13 protein-coding genes are annotated in these 14,357 nt (G+C 75.5%); 8 read left to right on the forward strand and 5 right to left on the reverse strand.

Annotation, left to right across the window (positions count from 1 at the left end; genetic code table 11):
* Positions 1-146: 146 nt before the first annotated feature.
* Complete coding sequence (locus ACFU7Y_RS25085) at positions 147-755, reverse strand: MerR family transcriptional regulator (protein ID WP_380769721.1); 609 nt, start codon at positions 753-755, stop codon at positions 147-149.
* A 16-nt stretch (positions 756-771) separates the two neighbouring features.
* Complete coding sequence (locus ACFU7Y_RS25090; RefSeq protein ID WP_380769722.1) at positions 772-1,791, reverse strand: MDR family NADP-dependent oxidoreductase; 1,020 nt, start codon at positions 1,789-1,791, stop codon at positions 772-774.
* Positions 1,792-2,096: 305 nt separating this feature from the next.
* On the opposite strand from ACFU7Y_RS25090, the gene ACFU7Y_RS25095 reads away from it, so the two are divergent.
* A complete protein-coding gene (locus tag ACFU7Y_RS25095) occupies positions 2,097-2,837 on the forward strand; it encodes a PIG-L deacetylase family protein (RefSeq protein WP_224284216.1) in 741 nt (246 codons plus the stop codon).
* Here ACFU7Y_RS25095 and ACFU7Y_RS25100 read toward each other — a convergent pair.
* The 3 genes from ACFU7Y_RS25100 to ACFU7Y_RS25110 form a co-directional block, all read right to left on the reverse strand.
* A complete protein-coding gene (locus ACFU7Y_RS25100; RefSeq protein WP_380769724.1) occupies positions 2,834-3,499 on the reverse strand; it encodes a DedA family protein in 666 nt (221 codons plus the stop codon). The genes ACFU7Y_RS25095 and ACFU7Y_RS25100 overlap by 4 nt on opposite strands.
* Positions 3,500-3,549: 50 nt before the next feature.
* Positions 3,550-3,744, reverse strand: a complete 195-nt coding sequence (locus tag ACFU7Y_RS25105; RefSeq protein ID WP_224284218.1) for a DUF1918 domain-containing protein — start codon at positions 3,742-3,744, stop codon at positions 3,550-3,552.
* Between the two features lie 126 nt (positions 3,745-3,870).
* A complete protein-coding gene (locus ACFU7Y_RS25110; RefSeq protein WP_224284219.1) occupies positions 3,871-4,539 on the reverse strand; it encodes a TetR/AcrR family transcriptional regulator in 669 nt (222 codons plus the stop codon).
* Positions 4,540-4,916: 377 nt separating this feature from the next.
* On the opposite strand from ACFU7Y_RS25110, the gene ACFU7Y_RS25115 reads away from it, so the two are divergent.
* From ACFU7Y_RS25115 to ACFU7Y_RS25145, 7 genes are read left to right on the forward strand one after another with little or no spacing between them, the layout of a single operon-like run.
* Positions 4,917-5,759 carry a phytanoyl-CoA dioxygenase family protein gene (locus ACFU7Y_RS25115; protein WP_380769725.1) on the forward strand — a complete coding sequence of 281 codons (843 nt, stop codon included), beginning with the start codon at positions 4,917-4,919 and terminating at the stop codon, positions 5,757-5,759.
* An 11-nt stretch (positions 5,760-5,770) separates the two neighbouring features.
* On the forward strand, positions 5,771-6,340 hold the full coding sequence (locus tag ACFU7Y_RS25120; protein WP_224284221.1) for a DUF6309 family protein: 570 nt from the start codon (positions 5,771-5,773) through the stop codon (positions 6,338-6,340).
* Complete coding sequence (locus ACFU7Y_RS25125; RefSeq protein ID WP_380769726.1) at positions 6,337-10,530, forward strand: AMP-binding protein; 4,194 nt, start codon at positions 6,337-6,339, stop codon at positions 10,528-10,530. The genes ACFU7Y_RS25120 and ACFU7Y_RS25125 overlap by 4 nt, the downstream gene beginning before the upstream one ends.
* An 11-nt stretch (positions 10,531-10,541) precedes the next feature.
* A complete protein-coding gene (locus tag ACFU7Y_RS25130; RefSeq protein WP_380769729.1) occupies positions 10,542-11,816 on the forward strand; it encodes an aspartate aminotransferase family protein in 1,275 nt (424 codons plus the stop codon).
* A gap of 12 nt (positions 11,817-11,828) precedes the next feature.
* Complete coding sequence (locus tag ACFU7Y_RS25135; protein WP_380769727.1) at positions 11,829-12,692, forward strand: TauD/TfdA family dioxygenase; 864 nt, start codon at positions 11,829-11,831, stop codon at positions 12,690-12,692.
* Positions 12,689-13,474: an SDR family oxidoreductase gene (locus ACFU7Y_RS25140; RefSeq protein WP_224285145.1), complete on the forward strand. Its 786-nt coding sequence runs from the start codon at positions 12,689-12,691 to the stop codon at positions 13,472-13,474. Before ACFU7Y_RS25135 ends, ACFU7Y_RS25140 begins: the two co-directional genes overlap by 4 nt.
* Before the next feature lie 3 nt (positions 13,475-13,477).
* The gene (locus tag ACFU7Y_RS25145; protein WP_380769728.1) at positions 13,478-14,224 is read left to right on the forward strand and encodes a methyltransferase domain-containing protein; all 747 of its coding nucleotides are present in this window, start codon (positions 13,478-13,480) and stop codon (positions 14,222-14,224) included.
* The last annotated feature ends 133 nt before the right edge of the window (positions 14,225-14,357 follow it).

The following is a 14,357-nucleotide window of genomic DNA, read 5'->3' on the forward strand; positions in this document are numbered from 1 at the left end:
CTCGCGCACCCCCGTCGCGAGGTCCCGGGCGGGTCCGTTGCACGACCCGGTGACGGGCCGTCGTCGACGAGATCACCAGCAAGGTCATGGCTCCGATCGAGGAGGCTCTCGGCGCCATGGCAGGTGATCCGGTGGTCCGGTTCGGGTCAGTGGCCGTGGGGCTGCAGGGCGGCGTCGGTCTCGGCAGGACCGCCGGCGCGGGCAAGGCGTCGCTGAAGCTCGCCTCCGCGGGAAGCGGCGGAGACCGGGGGAGGCGACGGCTCCCCGGCGACGGGCCGGATCCGGGTCGATCTCAAGGCCTGCACCGAGCTGGAGAAGTCACTGGGCGAAGGACGTATGGACGGCGAGTGAGCCGGGGCCCCGTCAGCCTCGCCCGGGACCTCGCCGCCGCCGGTCGCGATGTGGTGGGCGAGCTTGGCGCGCAGGGCGGTGAGACGGGCGATCTCGGCGTCCAGGGTGGCCAGGCGGGCGTGGACGACGGGGGCCAGGGTGTCGGGTCCGGGGGAGTCGGAGCAGCGGACCGGCGGGTCCTGGCCGAGCAGGTCGAGGCGGTGGACGCGGCTGGCCAGGTCGTCCACCGTCAGCCCCACGGCGAGGAGCCGGCGGATCACCCGGACCCGGGCGACCTCGGCCGGGCCGTACTCGCGCTGGCCGGAGGCGGAGCGGGCGGGCGGGTGGAGGAGCCCGCGCTGTTCGTAGAACCGCAGCGCCCTGGGTGTGGTGCCCGCCGCTGCCGCCGCGTCGCCGATCCGCATGCCTGCTCCCTGGTCGTCAGAGTTCCACGATGGTGGTCCCGAAGGTGTCCCCGGTGAACAGTCCGGTCAACGCCGCGGCGGCCCGGTCGATGCCCGCCACCGGCGTCCAGGGGAAGCTGATCTCCCCGGCGCGCAGCCAGCCGCCCAGCCGCTCCCGCCACTCGGCCTCCAGGTCCGGGTGGTCGAGTCCGGTGAAGCCGCGCAGGGCCAGGCCGAGGGTGACGACCCGGAAGGCATCGATCACGGTCGGTGCGTCGCCGCCCGGGCGCTCCGGTGCGAGCTGGCCCGCCAGTGCGCCGACCAACGCGAGCCGGGCACCGCGCCGGGCCGCGTCCACGGCGGCGGTCAGCTGCTCGCCGCCGACCAGGTCCAGCACGACGTCGACGCCGTCCGGCGCGGCCTCGGCCAGCTGCCCGGCGAACGGGCGCTCGCCGGGCACCAGCACCGCGTCGTAGCCGAGTTCGGCGGTCAGCCGCTCCGCCTTGGCGGGCGAGCGGGTGGTGCCGATCACCCGGGCGGCGCCGAGCAGCCGGGCGACCTGCCCGGCCATCGTGCCGACCGCGCCTGCCGCGCCGGTCACCAGCACCACGTCACCCCGGTGCACCCCAGCGGAGCGGGTCAGCCCGCCGTAGCCGGCCGAGGCGGTGGAGAGCAGGGCGAGCGGCTCCGGGAAGTCCGCCGGGACGGGGGTGAACCGCGCGGCCTCGGCGAGCGCGTGGCTCCGCCAGCCGTACAGGTGGGTGACCAGGTCGCCCGGGCGCAGCGGCCCGTCCTCCGGTGCGGCCAGCACCTCGGCGAGGGCGGGCCCGAACAGTGCGTCCCCCGGGGCGATGTGAGGCAGCGGCAGGCCTGAGCCCGCGTCGCCGATCAGCGTGCGCAGGCCGGGGAAGACCAGGAAGGCCCGGTTGCGGACGAGCACCTCCCCGGGGCCGGGGGCCGCCAGCGGCTCCTCCGCCACGGTGAAGTCCTCGGGGGCGGGCAGTCCGGTCGGAGCGGCGGTCAGCCGGACGACGCGGGCGGTGGTGGGCAGGGCCATGGCGGCGCTCCTCGGAGCAGGAGGTTGCGGCGGCGGTCGGTGCCGCCGCGGGACGCCCGGACGCTAACCCCTGACGCCTGCGTCAGAGGCAAGCCTGCCGGACAGCGCCGCGAGGAGGAGCAGAACCGCGACCGGGTAGAGGACGACCGGCGTGTTCCCCGAGTGGACGAAGGCGAGCCGAATGCGGGTCATGCCCCTTCGACGCCGCCTGACGCACGGTAAGTTCCCGGTCGGCTGCCGGAATCCCGGTCCGGTGGCCGGGCACGTCCGTACGACCGTGAGCCGCACCGAGAGGAACGAGCAGCATGACCGAGCAGACCCCCGAGCCCTTCGAGCCCGTCGACGAGGACTGGCGGACCGCGCTGGCGATCGTGGCCCACCCCGACGACATGGAGTACGGCGGGGCCGCGGCCGTCGCCCGCTGGACCTCGCAGGGCAAGAAGGTCGTCTATGTGATGGTCACCAGCGGCGAGGCGGGCATCGACTCGCTGGCCCCGGCCGAGTGCGGCCCGCTGCGCGAGGCCGAGCAGGTCGCCTCGGCACGCGTGGTCGGCGTCGACACCGTGGAGTTCCTCGGTTACCCGGACGGCGTGGTGGAGTACGGCCTGCCGCTGCGCCGGGACATCGCCCGGGCGGTGCGCAGACACCGGCCGGACATCGTGATCACCAGCAACTTCCGGGACACCTACGGCGGGGTGCTCCTGAACCAGGCCGACCACATCGCGGTCGGCCGGGCCACCCTGGACGGGGTCCGGGACGCCGGGAACCGCTGGGTGTTCCGCGAGCTGCTGGCCGAGGGCCACGAGCCGTGGAGCGGCGTGCGGCAGATCTGGGCGGCGGCCTCGCCGGAGGCGAAGCACGCGGTGGACACCACCGAGCACTTCGACCGGGGCGTCGCCTCGCTGGAGGAGCACAAGGCGTACCTGGCCGGGCTGGGCGGGGCGATGGCGGAGCCACGGGAGTTCCTGGAGGGCTTCGGCCGGGACGCGGGCAGCCGGCTGGGGACGCGCTTCGCGGTCCCGTTCGAGGTGTTCCCGCTGCGCTAGTCGGGCCGTTCCCCGGAGGCGTCGGTGCCCGCGCGGCGCCGGCGCCGGTAGCGCAGCACCTGCCGGAGCAGGAGGGCGGCGACCAGCACGCCCAGCCCGACCGCGAACCAGACCTGGTAGCGCAGCGCCGTGTGGTAGACGGTGCCGATGTTGGCCCCGGCGACGTAGCCGAAGGTGCCCCAGACCGCCGTCCACAGCACCGCACCGAGCAGGTTGTACGGCAGGAACCGGCGCCACGGCATCTCCGTGGTCCCGGCGATGATCCCGTTGTACTGGCGCAGCCCGTCCACGAAGCGGGCGACCGTCACCACCTTGCCGCCCTGCCGGGCGAAGAAGGCGTCCGCGCGCTCCATCCGGGCCGGGGTGAGCAGCACGTAGCGGCCCCAGCGGTGGACGAAGGCGCGCCCGCCGGTGTGGCCGATCAGGTAGCCGAGGCTGTTGCCGAGCGCGGCGGCGCCGGCCGCGATCAGCAGGACGGCGGCGAAGTCGAGGTGCCCGGCGCCGGCGTACACCGAGGCCAGGACCAGGATGGTCTGCCCGGGCACCGGGATGCCGCAGTTGTCCAGCAGGACGAGCAGCGCCACCGCGAGGTACCCGTAGTGGTCCAGCAGTGGCGCGAGCTCGGCGAATGCCCCGGGCAGCGGGGCCGTGGGGGCGGACACCGCTCCTCACCACCTCGCGCGGGTGGCGCGCGGAGCGGCGGGGGTGTGGGTCAGCGTTCCGCCTGGCGCTGTTCGATGTTGCAGTCGGGGCCGGGGTAGATCAGACCTTCGTGGCCGTCCTCGAAGCGGACCACGTACGGCGGCTCGCCGTCGGTGCCGCGCACCTCGATGATCTCGCCCTTCTGGTCCACCATGCCCACCGACCTGCTGTGGATGTGGAGCTGGTCACCTACCGCTGCGTGCATGGTCTGCTCCTCCGGTCGTGTGTTCCTGCCGCCTCCGCGGCCGTTCCGCTATCCACTGTGCTGCGGGCGCGGCGGGCTCGCAACGCCTCGGGCGGGCGGGGCGTCCGAGGCCCGCGGGTCCGGGCGTCAGCGGGCGGACGGTTGTTGCGCGAGGTAGCCGCGGACCAACCGCTTGCACTCGGCGATCAGTGTCGGATCGCCGTCGGGGGCGTCCCGGAAGGCCAGTTTGAGCACGGCGTCGGCGGCCTCCAGGGCTACCCGCAGGGTCAGTGTGGTGGCCGTCGGGTCGCCCGCCCGGAACAGTTCGCCGCCGAGCGCCTGGAGCCGCAACGCGACGGCGGTGTTGTTGTCCACGCCCGCGTCCAGTAGGTGCCGGTCGTCCCGGACACCGGTGGGGACGGCCGGGCCGGCCAGGCCGAAGTCCAGCCTTCCGAAGCCCGGCACCGCGCGTTTCATCGCCACGAACTCCTCCACCGCGAGGTCGCTGAAGACGGCGGGGCCGACCGGTGCGGCGGCGGCCAGCCGGGCGTCCAGGCGCTGGAGGTACTGGTCGAGGTTGCGGGTGGCGAGGGCGGCCAGCAGGTCCTCCTTGCCGGCGAAGAACTGGTAGAGGGTGCCGATCGGTACCTGGGCGCGCTGGGCGACCTCCTTGGTGGTGAGCGCGGTCGCCCCGACCTCGTCCAGCAGTCCGGCGCAGGCGTCCAGGATGCGGCCGTACCGCTCCAGGCTGCGCTGCTGGACCGGGCGGCGCCTGACCGGTCCGGCCGTCCGCTGACTCCTGGTTCCCGCGTTCATGACCTCACTGTGCCGCATCCGCTGTTGCGGCGGCGAATCACCGGGGCCCGAGCGGCCCGGAGTTCCCCGTGAGGCGGGAGCCGAGTGGTGGCCGGAGCTGAACGGCACGGTGGCGGGAAGGTGTCCAGGGGCCGGCATCGGCCTTGTCGTGGACGCGAGGACAGGTTCATACTCCTGAGGCGGACTACCTTGCGTGATCAACGCGTGCCTCTTCGTGGTGATCGCGATTCAGCTGTGGCGGCCGAGGCGCCCGTGACGGACGCTCCGCCGCCACCCGAGGTCTGGATGACCCCCGTGTGCCTCCACTGCTCCTGCCACGTCCCGTGGTGCCGGATTCCCGTGTGTGCCCCGCCGAGCGGAAGGAGGGGATCGGTTCGGTGACGCTGTCCTCCGGAGGGCGCGAGGCCCTCGACACCGGGCGCCGCCGCCAGTTCCTGGAGTCCGGGTACCTGGTCCTGCCGGGCCTGCTGCCGGAAGCGCTGCGCGAGCGGCTCGCCCCCGAGGTGGACCGGTGGGTCGACGAGGGCCTGCGGGCCCGGTCGATCGCGGCGTGCGCCGACCCCTTGCGGTACGGACCGCCCCCGCTGCTGGAACTGGAGCTGCCGGCCCACGGCGAACTCCTCACCCACCCGCCGCTGCTGCGCACCCTGACCCGCCTGCTCGGGCCGGACTTCGTCTTCCACCACCTGCACAGCGACCGCCAGGACCCGGGGATCCCGGGCAAGGCCTGGCACCACGACTGCGAGCCCAACGACCGCTCCGACCCGTCCCTGCTGATGGTCCACGCGCTGCACTACCTCGGCGGACTGGACGAGAAGGTCGGCAGCCTGGCCGTGCTGCCCGGCTCGCACCTGCGCGCCGTCGGCAAGTCCGCCTTCGCCCACCACGGCACCGCGGAACTGCCCGGCGAGGTGGTGATCGACCGGCTGCCGCCCGGCTCGACGGTGCTGCTCAACTCGGCGCTGTTCCACACCCGCCGGCCGGCGCCCGAAGGGCCGGGCCGCCCCCGGTACTTCGTCGACGCCTCCTACTGCCAGGTGGGGGCGCGCTGGCGCCCGGTGAAGCCGTACTGGCGGCAGATGCTCGCCCGGGCCCGCGAACTGGACCTGGCCGACGGCCAGTGGCCCGAGCTGTTCGCGGAACGGCACTTCACCGAGTACGGCGGCGCCGGGTACAGCGGCGCCGGGTACACGGGCGCCGAATCCACCGGAACCGTCTGAGGAGCACTGCCGTGGAGATCGTCACCGCCGTCGCCTACCCCGAGGTCCACGCCGCCTACCTGCGGGACCACCCGGTGGAACGGGCCCACGAGGCGAACAGCAACGTGTACGGCGAGGAGAGCCTCGAACGCGCCGGCCGCATCCCCGGCGGCTGGCGGCGGATCCGGCTCTCCCGGGCGGACGTCCTGGGCGTCGTGCTGCCCTGGCACCTCAGCGAGGGCGGGGAGCTCGAACTGGTGCCGCGCTCCGGACTGACGGTGGCCGAGGCGGCCGAGCGGGTCCGCGCCGGAGGAGCCGCCTGGACCGCCGCCAACCCGGTCTGCGCGGCGAAGCTGAGGCTGCTGCGGTGGGCCCCGTTCACGCCCGTCTACCTCAGCACCGCCCCGATCGGCCACCCCGACTACGGGGACCTGAAGGTCCGGTCGGGCCTGATCCACCTCGACGGCCTGCACCGCATGCTGGCCTGGGAGTTGGCCGGGCGGCTGCCCGAGCGGGCGCTGCTGGACGGCTACCTGGCGGGCGACCCGCAGGTGGCCGCCGGACCCGCCCGGGAGGGCCGGGCGGGGGAGGAGCCGGCGTGACGTCCGCGACGCAGCACGTCCGATCCGCGCCCCCCGCCCGTTCCGCCCGCTCACTGCCCGGACTGCTCGCCCACCTCGCCCGGGCCCACCCGGACCGGCCCGCCCTGGGCGACGGCGTCCGCGGCTTCGACTACCGCACGCTCGACACCGCGGCCGCCCGGATCGCCGCCCGGCTGGCGGCCACCGGCACCGGCCGGGGCGACCGGGTCGCCTTGGTCGGCCCCCGGGACGCCCGGATGCTGGTGCTGCTGCACGGGGTGCTGCGTGCGGGCGCGGCGGCCGTGCTGACCGATCCGGACTGGTCGGCGGCCGACCTGGCCCGGCGGCTGGCGTCCGTCCGGGTGGCCCGGGTCCTGGCCACCGAGGGCGGGCCCGGCGGGGAGGCGGTGGACGTCGAGGCGCTGCCGGAGCTGCCCCCGGTGGCCACCGAGGTGCGGGGCGAGGACCTCGCGTACCTCTCCTTCACCTCCGGGTCGAGCGGCGAGCCCAAGGCGGTGGCCGTCACCCACGCCAACGCCGTGCACTACGCCCGGGCGCTGGCCGGGCGGCTCGGCCTCACCGAGGCCGACGCGCCCTGCGCCGCGCACGTCACCACCCTGGCCGCCGACCTGGGCCACACCGCCTGGCTGCTCGCCTTGGCCACCGGTGGCTCGGTGCACCTCGTGCCGGACCGCGAGGTGCGCGACCCGGAGGCCTTCTGGGCCTCGCTCCGGCGGGCCCGGGTGGACGTGCTGAAGACCACCCCCTCGCACCTGTCCGCTCTGCTGGAGGGCCGCCCGGCCGACTTCCCGCCGCTGCACACCGTGCTGCTCGGCGGCGAGCCGCTGCCCCGCCCGCTTGCCGCCGCCCTGCTCGACGGCGGCACCACCGCGCGGCTGGCCAACCACTACGGCCCGACCGAGACCACCGTCGGAGCCACCTGCCTGCTCGTCACCTCCGCCCGCCAACTGCCCGCCGAGGAGCCGACCGTACCGATCGGCACCGGGATCGGGGAGGTGCTGCTGGCCGTGGTGGACGGCACCGGCCGGGTGGTGCCGGACGGCACGGTGGGGGAACTGCTCATCGGCGGCCGGGGCGTGAGCGCCGGGTACTTCGGGCGGCCGGACGAGACCGCCCGCGGTTTCGTCCGGCACGAAGGCCAACCGGTCTACCGCACCGGCGACCTGTGCCGCAGGCGGGCGGACGGGAACCTGGTCTTCCTGGGCCGGGTGGACCGCCAGGTGAAGGTCCGCGGCTACCGGGTGGACCTCGCCGAGGTGGAGCGGGCCATGGACGGCCACCCGGGCGTCGCCCGCTCGGCGGCGCTGCTTCGGGAGACCGCGCTCGGCAGCCAACTGATCGGCGTCGTCCGGCTGTCGGACGGCTTCGTCGGCCTGGAGGCGCTGACCGCGCACCTGCGGGACCGGCTGCCCGGCTACTCCGTGCCGCAGCCGATCCTGGTACTGCCGCAGTTCCCGGTCGGGCCGAACGGCAAGCTCGACCGGCCGCGGCTGGCGGAGCTGGCGGCCGAACTGGTCGAGGCCCGGGCGGAGCCGAGCGGCACCGCCGCGAGCGGCCCGGCCGGGGAGATCGCCCGGTTCTGGGCGGGCGCCCTCGGCCTGCCCGCGATCGGGACGCACACCGACGTGCTCAGCCTCGGCGGGGACTCCATCCTCGCCATGCGCACCATCGCCTTCCTGCGGCGCTCCGGCCTGCGGGTCGCCTACGAGGACTTCTACCGGCACCCGACGGCGGAGGGCCTGGCGGCGGCCGCCGTCCCGGTCGCGCCGTCCGTTCCGGCCCCGCGCGGCGACACCGACCGGCTCCGACTCGCCCCCGCCCAGCGCTGGTTGTACCGGCAGCGGTCGGTGCGGGACCTGCGGCACTGGAACCAGTCCGTGCTGCTGCGATGCCGCACCGCCGTCGACCCGCAGGCACTCTCGGCGGCCGTCGCGGCCGTCCTGGAGCGGCATCCGGCGCTGCGCCGGCCGGTCACCCCGGACGGCTGCGGCGAGGTCCGGGCGGTGGCCGACCTCGACCCGGTCTCCTTCTCCCGGATCCCTCGCGCGGCCGGGGAGATCGCCGACACCGTCGCCGGGGTCTGCACCGAACTCCACCGCAGCATCGACCCGTTGGCCGGCCGGCTGCTGCGCGCCCACCTGTTCGCCGGCCCGCCCGGCACCGACGACCGGCTCGCGCTGATCGCGCACCACCTGGTGGTCGACGGGCTGTCCTGGCGGATCCTGCTGGACGACCTGGCGCACGCGTACCGGGCGGTGCTCGACCGGAAGCCGGCCGACCTGCCGCCGACGGCGGACTTCTACGCCTGGGCGGCGGTCTCCTCGCCCGTCGTCGAGCGGGTGTGCGTGGAGCCCGCCGGCGGCGAGCCGGCTCCGCAGGAGCCCGCGGCGCTCAGCTGGGCACTCGACCCGGACGCCACCGCCCGGCTGATCGCCCGGCACGGCGCCGGGCTGGAGGCCGTGCTGCTGGCCGCCTTCACCGAGGCCGTCGCCGGCGACGGCGGACGCCCCCGGATCGCGGTGGAGGTCGAGACCCACGGCCGGGACGCGGTCGGCGACGCGGGCGAATTCCTGGACACCGTCGGCTGGTTCACCGCCGTCAAGCACGTCGAGCTGGACGCCGGCGCCACCTCGGACACCGTGGCGCGGCGGCTGCGCGAGGCACCCGTCCGGCCGATGGACGCGCCCGGCGAACGGCCCGCCGTCGGCTTCAACTTCCTCGGCACCTTCCGGCTGCCCGAGGAACCCGCACTGGACTGGACCGTCGCCGCCGAACAGGCCGGGACGGCCCGCTGCGCCGGGGGCGACCCGCTGTACGAACTGCGCCTCACCGCAAGGGTGGTGGAGCAGCGGCTGGTCGCCGACCTGGTGTACGGCCGACCCGGCCTGTCGCACCCGGCCGCCGAGCGGATCACCGGGCGGTTCGCCCGGGCCGTGGTGGCGCAGGCGCGGGCGCCGCAGGCCGCACCGCCGGTGCGGGCACCGCTGTCCACCTCCGGCCAGCTGCTGCACCCCGGCGTCGCCACGGCCACCCGGGCGACGGTGCGCGAACCTGCCCGGGTGCTGCTCACCGGCGCCACCGGCTACCTCGGGCGGCACCTGCTGGCGGCCTTCCTCCGGCGCGGCGCCGAGGTCACCTGCCTGGTGCGGGCCGCGGACGACGCCGGGGCCCTGGAACGGCTCGGCACCGGCGCGGGCGGCGGGACCGGCCCCGTCCGGGTGCTCGCCGGGGACATCGACCGGGACGGCCTCGGCCTCTCCCCGGCCGGGCGGGAACTCGCCCGGGGCGCCCACCTGGTGGTGCACGCGGCGGCGGACGTCCGGCTGGTGGCCCCGCCCGACGAACTGGAGCGCACCAACCACACGGCGGTGCGCCGGCTGCTCGACTGGGTCGGGGAGCACGCCCCGGACGCACGGCTCCACCATGTCTCCACGCTCGCCGTCTCGGGCGGCGTCGACGGCCCGCCGCGCCGCTTCAGCGAGGCGGACCTGGAGATCGGCCAGCACTTCCGCACCCCGTACGAGCGGACCAAGTACCGGGCCGAGCAGGCCGTGCGGGCCTGGGCCGCCCGCGGACACGCCGCCTACCTGCACCGCAGCGGCCACATCGCGGCGCACAGCCGGACCGGCGCGTTCCAGGCCAACGCCGACGACAACCGGATCTACCAGCTGATCCGCGGCTACCTGCTCGCCGGCGCCGCGCCGAGCCGGCCGGACACCGCCTTCTCCTTCTCGTACGTGGACACGGTGGCCGCCGGGATCGCCGCGATCGCGCTCGACCCGTACGCCGCGCCCGGGGCGTACCACGTGGAGTCGCCGCACGCCGTCCCGCACGACGATCTGGTGCGGTGGCTGGCCGGGCACGGCCACCGTGTGCGGCTCACCGACGAGGAGACCTTCGCGGCCGCCCTCGCCCGGGCCGAGCGGCGCCACCCGACGGCCGTCCGGCTGGCCGCCGCCTGGGCGGCGCAGGAGGAGCGCCGCGTCCTGGTGGACAGCGCGTACACCACCGGGGTGCTCGACCGGCTGGGCGTGCGCTTCGCCGCCCCGACCCCGCGGTGGTGGTCGGCCGCGCTCACCTGGGCCGCCGAGGCCGGCTACCTGCCGCCCGTCGACCCGCCCCCACCCACCCGTGACGACATCCGTGCCGCCACCGGTGACGACATCCGTGAAGGCAGGACCAACCCGTGAAGGCAGGCCCCGTGTCCCAGCTGTCCCCGGTGCTCAAGCAGGCCACCCCGGTCGTCGCCGTACGCGGCGAAGGACTCCACCTCTACGGCGCCGACGGCCGCCGCCACCTCGACTTCACCTCCGGCGTGGGGGTGACCAGCACCGGCCACTGCCACCCGAGGGTGGTCGAGGCCGTCCGGGAACAGGCCGGCCGGCTGATCCACGGGCAGTACACCACCGTGCTGCACGACCAGCTCCTCACGCTCACCGAGCGGCTCGGCGAGGTGCTGCCGCCCGGCCTGGACTCGCTGTTCTACGCCACCGCCGGCACCGAGGCGGTGGAGGCCGCGCTGCGGCTCGCCCGGCACGCCACCGGGCGGCAGAACGTGATCGTGTTCGAGGGCTCCTTCCACGGCCGCACCATGGGCGCGGCCTCGCTCACCACCGCCGGCACCCGGTTCCGGGCCGGCATCGGCCCGCTGATGCCCGGGGTCGCGGTGGCGCCCTTCCCGGCCGCGTTCAGGCTCGGACTGTCCGGGGAGGAGGCGGTGGCGCACGCCCTGCGCGGCCTGGACGAGGTGCTCGCCACGGTCTGCGCGCCCGCCGAGACGGCGGCCGTGTTCGTCGAGCCGGTGCTCGGCGAGGGCGGCTACGTTCCGGCCCCGCCCGGCTTCCTGGCCGGGCTGCGCGAGCGGGCCGACCGGCACGGCATCCTGCTGGTGGTGGACGAGGTGCAGACCGGCTTCGGCCGCACCGGCCGGTTCTGGGCCCACCAGCACGAGGACGCCCACCCGCACGGGGACGGCTTCCGACCCGACGTCCTGATCACCGCGAAGGGCCTGGCCAGTGGCTTCCCGCTGTCCGCGATCGCCGCGCCCGCCGAGCTGATGGGGCGCGCCTGGCCCGGCTCGCAGGGCGGCACCTACGGCGGCAACCCGGTGGCCTGCGCCGCCGCCCTGGCGACCCTGGACGTGCTGCGCGAGGAGCGGCTGGTCGAGAACGCGGCCGAGCAGGGCGCCCGGCTGCTGGCCGGGCTGCGCGCGGTCGCCGCCGAGGCGCCCGGGATCGCCGACGTCCGCGGGCTCGGGCTGATGGCCGCCAGCGAGTTCTGCCGCCCGGACGGCACCCCGGATCCGGAGGCGGCCCGGCGGGCCCAGCAGACGGCGGCCGAGTACGGCCTGCTGCTGTTGCTGTGCGGGATCCATCTGAACGTGGTCCGGATGATCCCCGCGCTGGTCGTCACGGCCGAACAGATCGACGAGGGCCTGGAGCTGTGGGCGAAGGCCGTCGCGGCCGGCGGCCGGTAGGGAGGAGAGGACATGGACGCGGTGACCGAAATCGGTTGGAGCAGCCTGGAGCTGGACGCCCGGCGGGAGCTCTGGTCGCTCCCGTTGGGGGAGCGGGAGCGACGGCTGCTCTGGGCCGACGCGCGGGCCGGACGCTGGGACGCGGCCGAGGAGGTGCGGGCCCGGCTGCGGGAGTTCGTCCGGAAGGCCGCCGACTCGGTCGGCATCACCCATGTGAGCGGACTGGTGGACCCGGCCCACCCGGAGCAGGAGATCACCGAGGTGCTCTCCTTCCTGCTGCGGGACTTCGGCCGGATCGTGCCGCAGAACGGGCGCGGTGACCTCACCTCGGTGCTGCACGACCAGGACGGCGACGGCAACACCGAACTCGGCTTCCACTGCGACACCTGCGACCTGCTGGTCCTGCTCTGCATCCGGCCCGCCTTCGACGGCGGCGGGCTGACCAAGCTGGCGAGCGCCCGGCACGTGCACGACCTGATCCAGCGGGAACGGCCGGACGCGCTGTCCACGCTCCGCGAGGACTGGACCTTCGAGCGCAGCGGCCGGGCGGGCCCGCAGGTGGTGGTCACCCCGATCCTGTACGACCGCAAGGACGGAACGGTCGGCTGCTACTACCAGACCCGCACCGTCCGTTCGTCCCCCGACCGCGGCGGTCCGGAGCTGACGGACCGTCAGTGGGAGGCGCTCGGCGTGCTGGACGAGGTGCTCTACCGGCCGGAGATCGCCTTCGGACTGTCGATGGCCGCCGGTGACCTGCTGATCATCCGCAACAGCCGGGTTCTGCACGGGCGTTCGGCCTTCGCCGACGAGCCCGGGCGGTACGCCCGGCGGATGCTGCGGGTCTGGGTCAACGAGGGGGAGGAGTGGGCGCCGTGACCACCACGGGAGAGGCCGTCAGCGCGGCCGCACCGCACGGGCGGGTGGCGATCGTCACCGGCGGGGGCAGCGGGCTCGGCCGGGCCTCGGCGCTGGCCCTGCTGGCGGCCGGCTGGACCGTGGTCGTCGCCGGGCGGCGCAAGGACGCGCTGGAGGAGACCGCGGTCCTGGCCGGGCCCGGCGCCTGCCGGGTGCTGCCCGTCCCGACCGACATCCGCAGCCCGGAGGAGGTCGCCCGGCTCTTCGACACCGTCCTCGACCGGCACGGCCGGCTGGACCTGCTGTTCAACAACGCGGGCGCCGCCGCCCCGCGCCGGCCGATCACCGAGACCCCGTTCGAGGACTGGAACCGGGTGCTGGACACCATCGTCACCGGCGGCTTCCTCTGCGCCCGCGAGGCCTTCCGGGTGATGAGCACCCAGACCCCGCAGGGCGGGCGGATCATCAACAACGGCGCGCCCTCGGCCTACGTGCCGCGCCCCGACTCGATCGCGTACACCGCCGCCAAGCACGCCGTCCTCGGCCTCACCAAGGTGCTCGCCCTGGACGGCCGGCCGTACGGCATCTCGTGCGGGCAGATCGACGTCGGCAACGTCACCCCGGTGGACGGCGGCCCGCAGCCGGCCGCGATGCAGGCCGACCGGACCATGGCCGTCGAGGCGACCATCCCGGTGGAGCGCTTCACCGAGGCCCTGGTGCTGATGGCCTCGCAGCCGCCGGACACCACCATCCAGTCCCTGGTGGTGCTGCCGACCACCATGCCGTTCGTCGGGAGGGGTTGAGCCGTGCTGGTCAGCGCGCGCTCCTTCGCGGAGTACCGGGCGATGTTCGCGCTCACCGAGCGCGACCTGGAGCAGCGCGTCCTGGACTGCCCGGCCGGCGCCGCGAGCTTCGTGGCGGAGGCCGGGCAGCGCGGCGTCGACGCCGTCGCCGTCGACCGCCAGTACGCCGAGCACCGCGAGGAACTGGGCCTGCTGGTGGAGCGGGAGACGGAGTTCAAGCGCGAGCGGCTGGTGAAGGAGACGGTCGGCTACGCCCGGGCCTGGTACGCCGACGCGGACGACATGATCCGCCAGTGGACCGCCAACGCCCGCGCCTTCCGCGCGGACATCGCCGCCCGCCCGGAGCGCTACCTGGCCGGCTCGCTACCCGAACTCCCCTTCGCCGACGACTCCTTCGACCTGGCGCTCAGCTCGCACCTGCTGTTCTCGTACGGCAACCGGCTGGGCAGGGAGTTCCACCGGGCGGGGCTGCTGGAGCTCGCCCGGGTGGCGCGCCGGGAGGTCCGGATCTTCCCGCTGGTGGTGTACGACACGGGAGCGCGCTACGAGGGTCTGGCGCCGCTGCGCGAGGAACTGGCGGAGCTCGGTGTCCCCAGCCGGGTGGAGCGGGTGGCCTACGAGTTCCAGCCGGGGGCCGACGAGATGCTGGTGCTCTCCAGCGCCGGCTACCGGGCGCCGGCCCGGACCGCGCCGGGCGCGGCGGGGGCCGACGACCCGGTGCGGTGGCGGCACCGGGAGCCGCGGGCCTGAGCGGTCCGGGGGAGCGGCGGCCGGGCGGAGACCCGGGCCTCCGTGGAAAACCTGGTCGGCGCCGCCCGCCGGCTGCGCGAGGAGCCGGCCGGCTGAGGGAGGCCGGGGCGGGCGCGGCAGCACTACCGCGCCC

The organism is Kitasatospora sp. NPDC057542, assembly GCF_042801945.1.
Taxonomy (GTDB): Bacteria; Actinomycetota; Actinomycetes; order Streptomycetales; family Streptomycetaceae; genus Kitasatospora.

What these genes read in the sequence shown, in the direction of transcription:
- ACFU7Y_RS25085 (WP_380769721.1), bottom strand. Translation starts at nt 755, where the DNA reads ATGCGGATCGGCGACGCGGCGGCAGCGGCGGGCACCACACCCAGGGCG.
- ACFU7Y_RS25090 (WP_380769722.1), bottom strand. Translation starts at nt 1,791, where the DNA reads ATGGCCCTGCCCACCACCGCCCGCGTCGTCCGGCTGACCGCCGCTCCG.
- ACFU7Y_RS25095 (WP_224284216.1), top strand. Translation starts at nt 2,097, where the DNA reads ATGACCGAGCAGACCCCCGAGCCCTTCGAGCCCGTCGACGAGGACTGG.
- ACFU7Y_RS25105 (WP_224284218.1), bottom strand. Translation starts at nt 3,744, where the DNA reads ATGCACGCAGCGGTAGGTGACCAGCTCCACATCCACAGCAGGTCGGTG.
- ACFU7Y_RS25110 (WP_224284219.1), bottom strand. Translation starts at nt 4,539, where the DNA reads ATGAACGCGGGAACCAGGAGTCAGCGGACGGCCGGACCGGTCAGGCGC.
- ACFU7Y_RS25135 (WP_380769727.1), top strand. Translation starts at nt 11,829, where the DNA reads ATGGACGCGGTGACCGAAATCGGTTGGAGCAGCCTGGAGCTGGACGCC.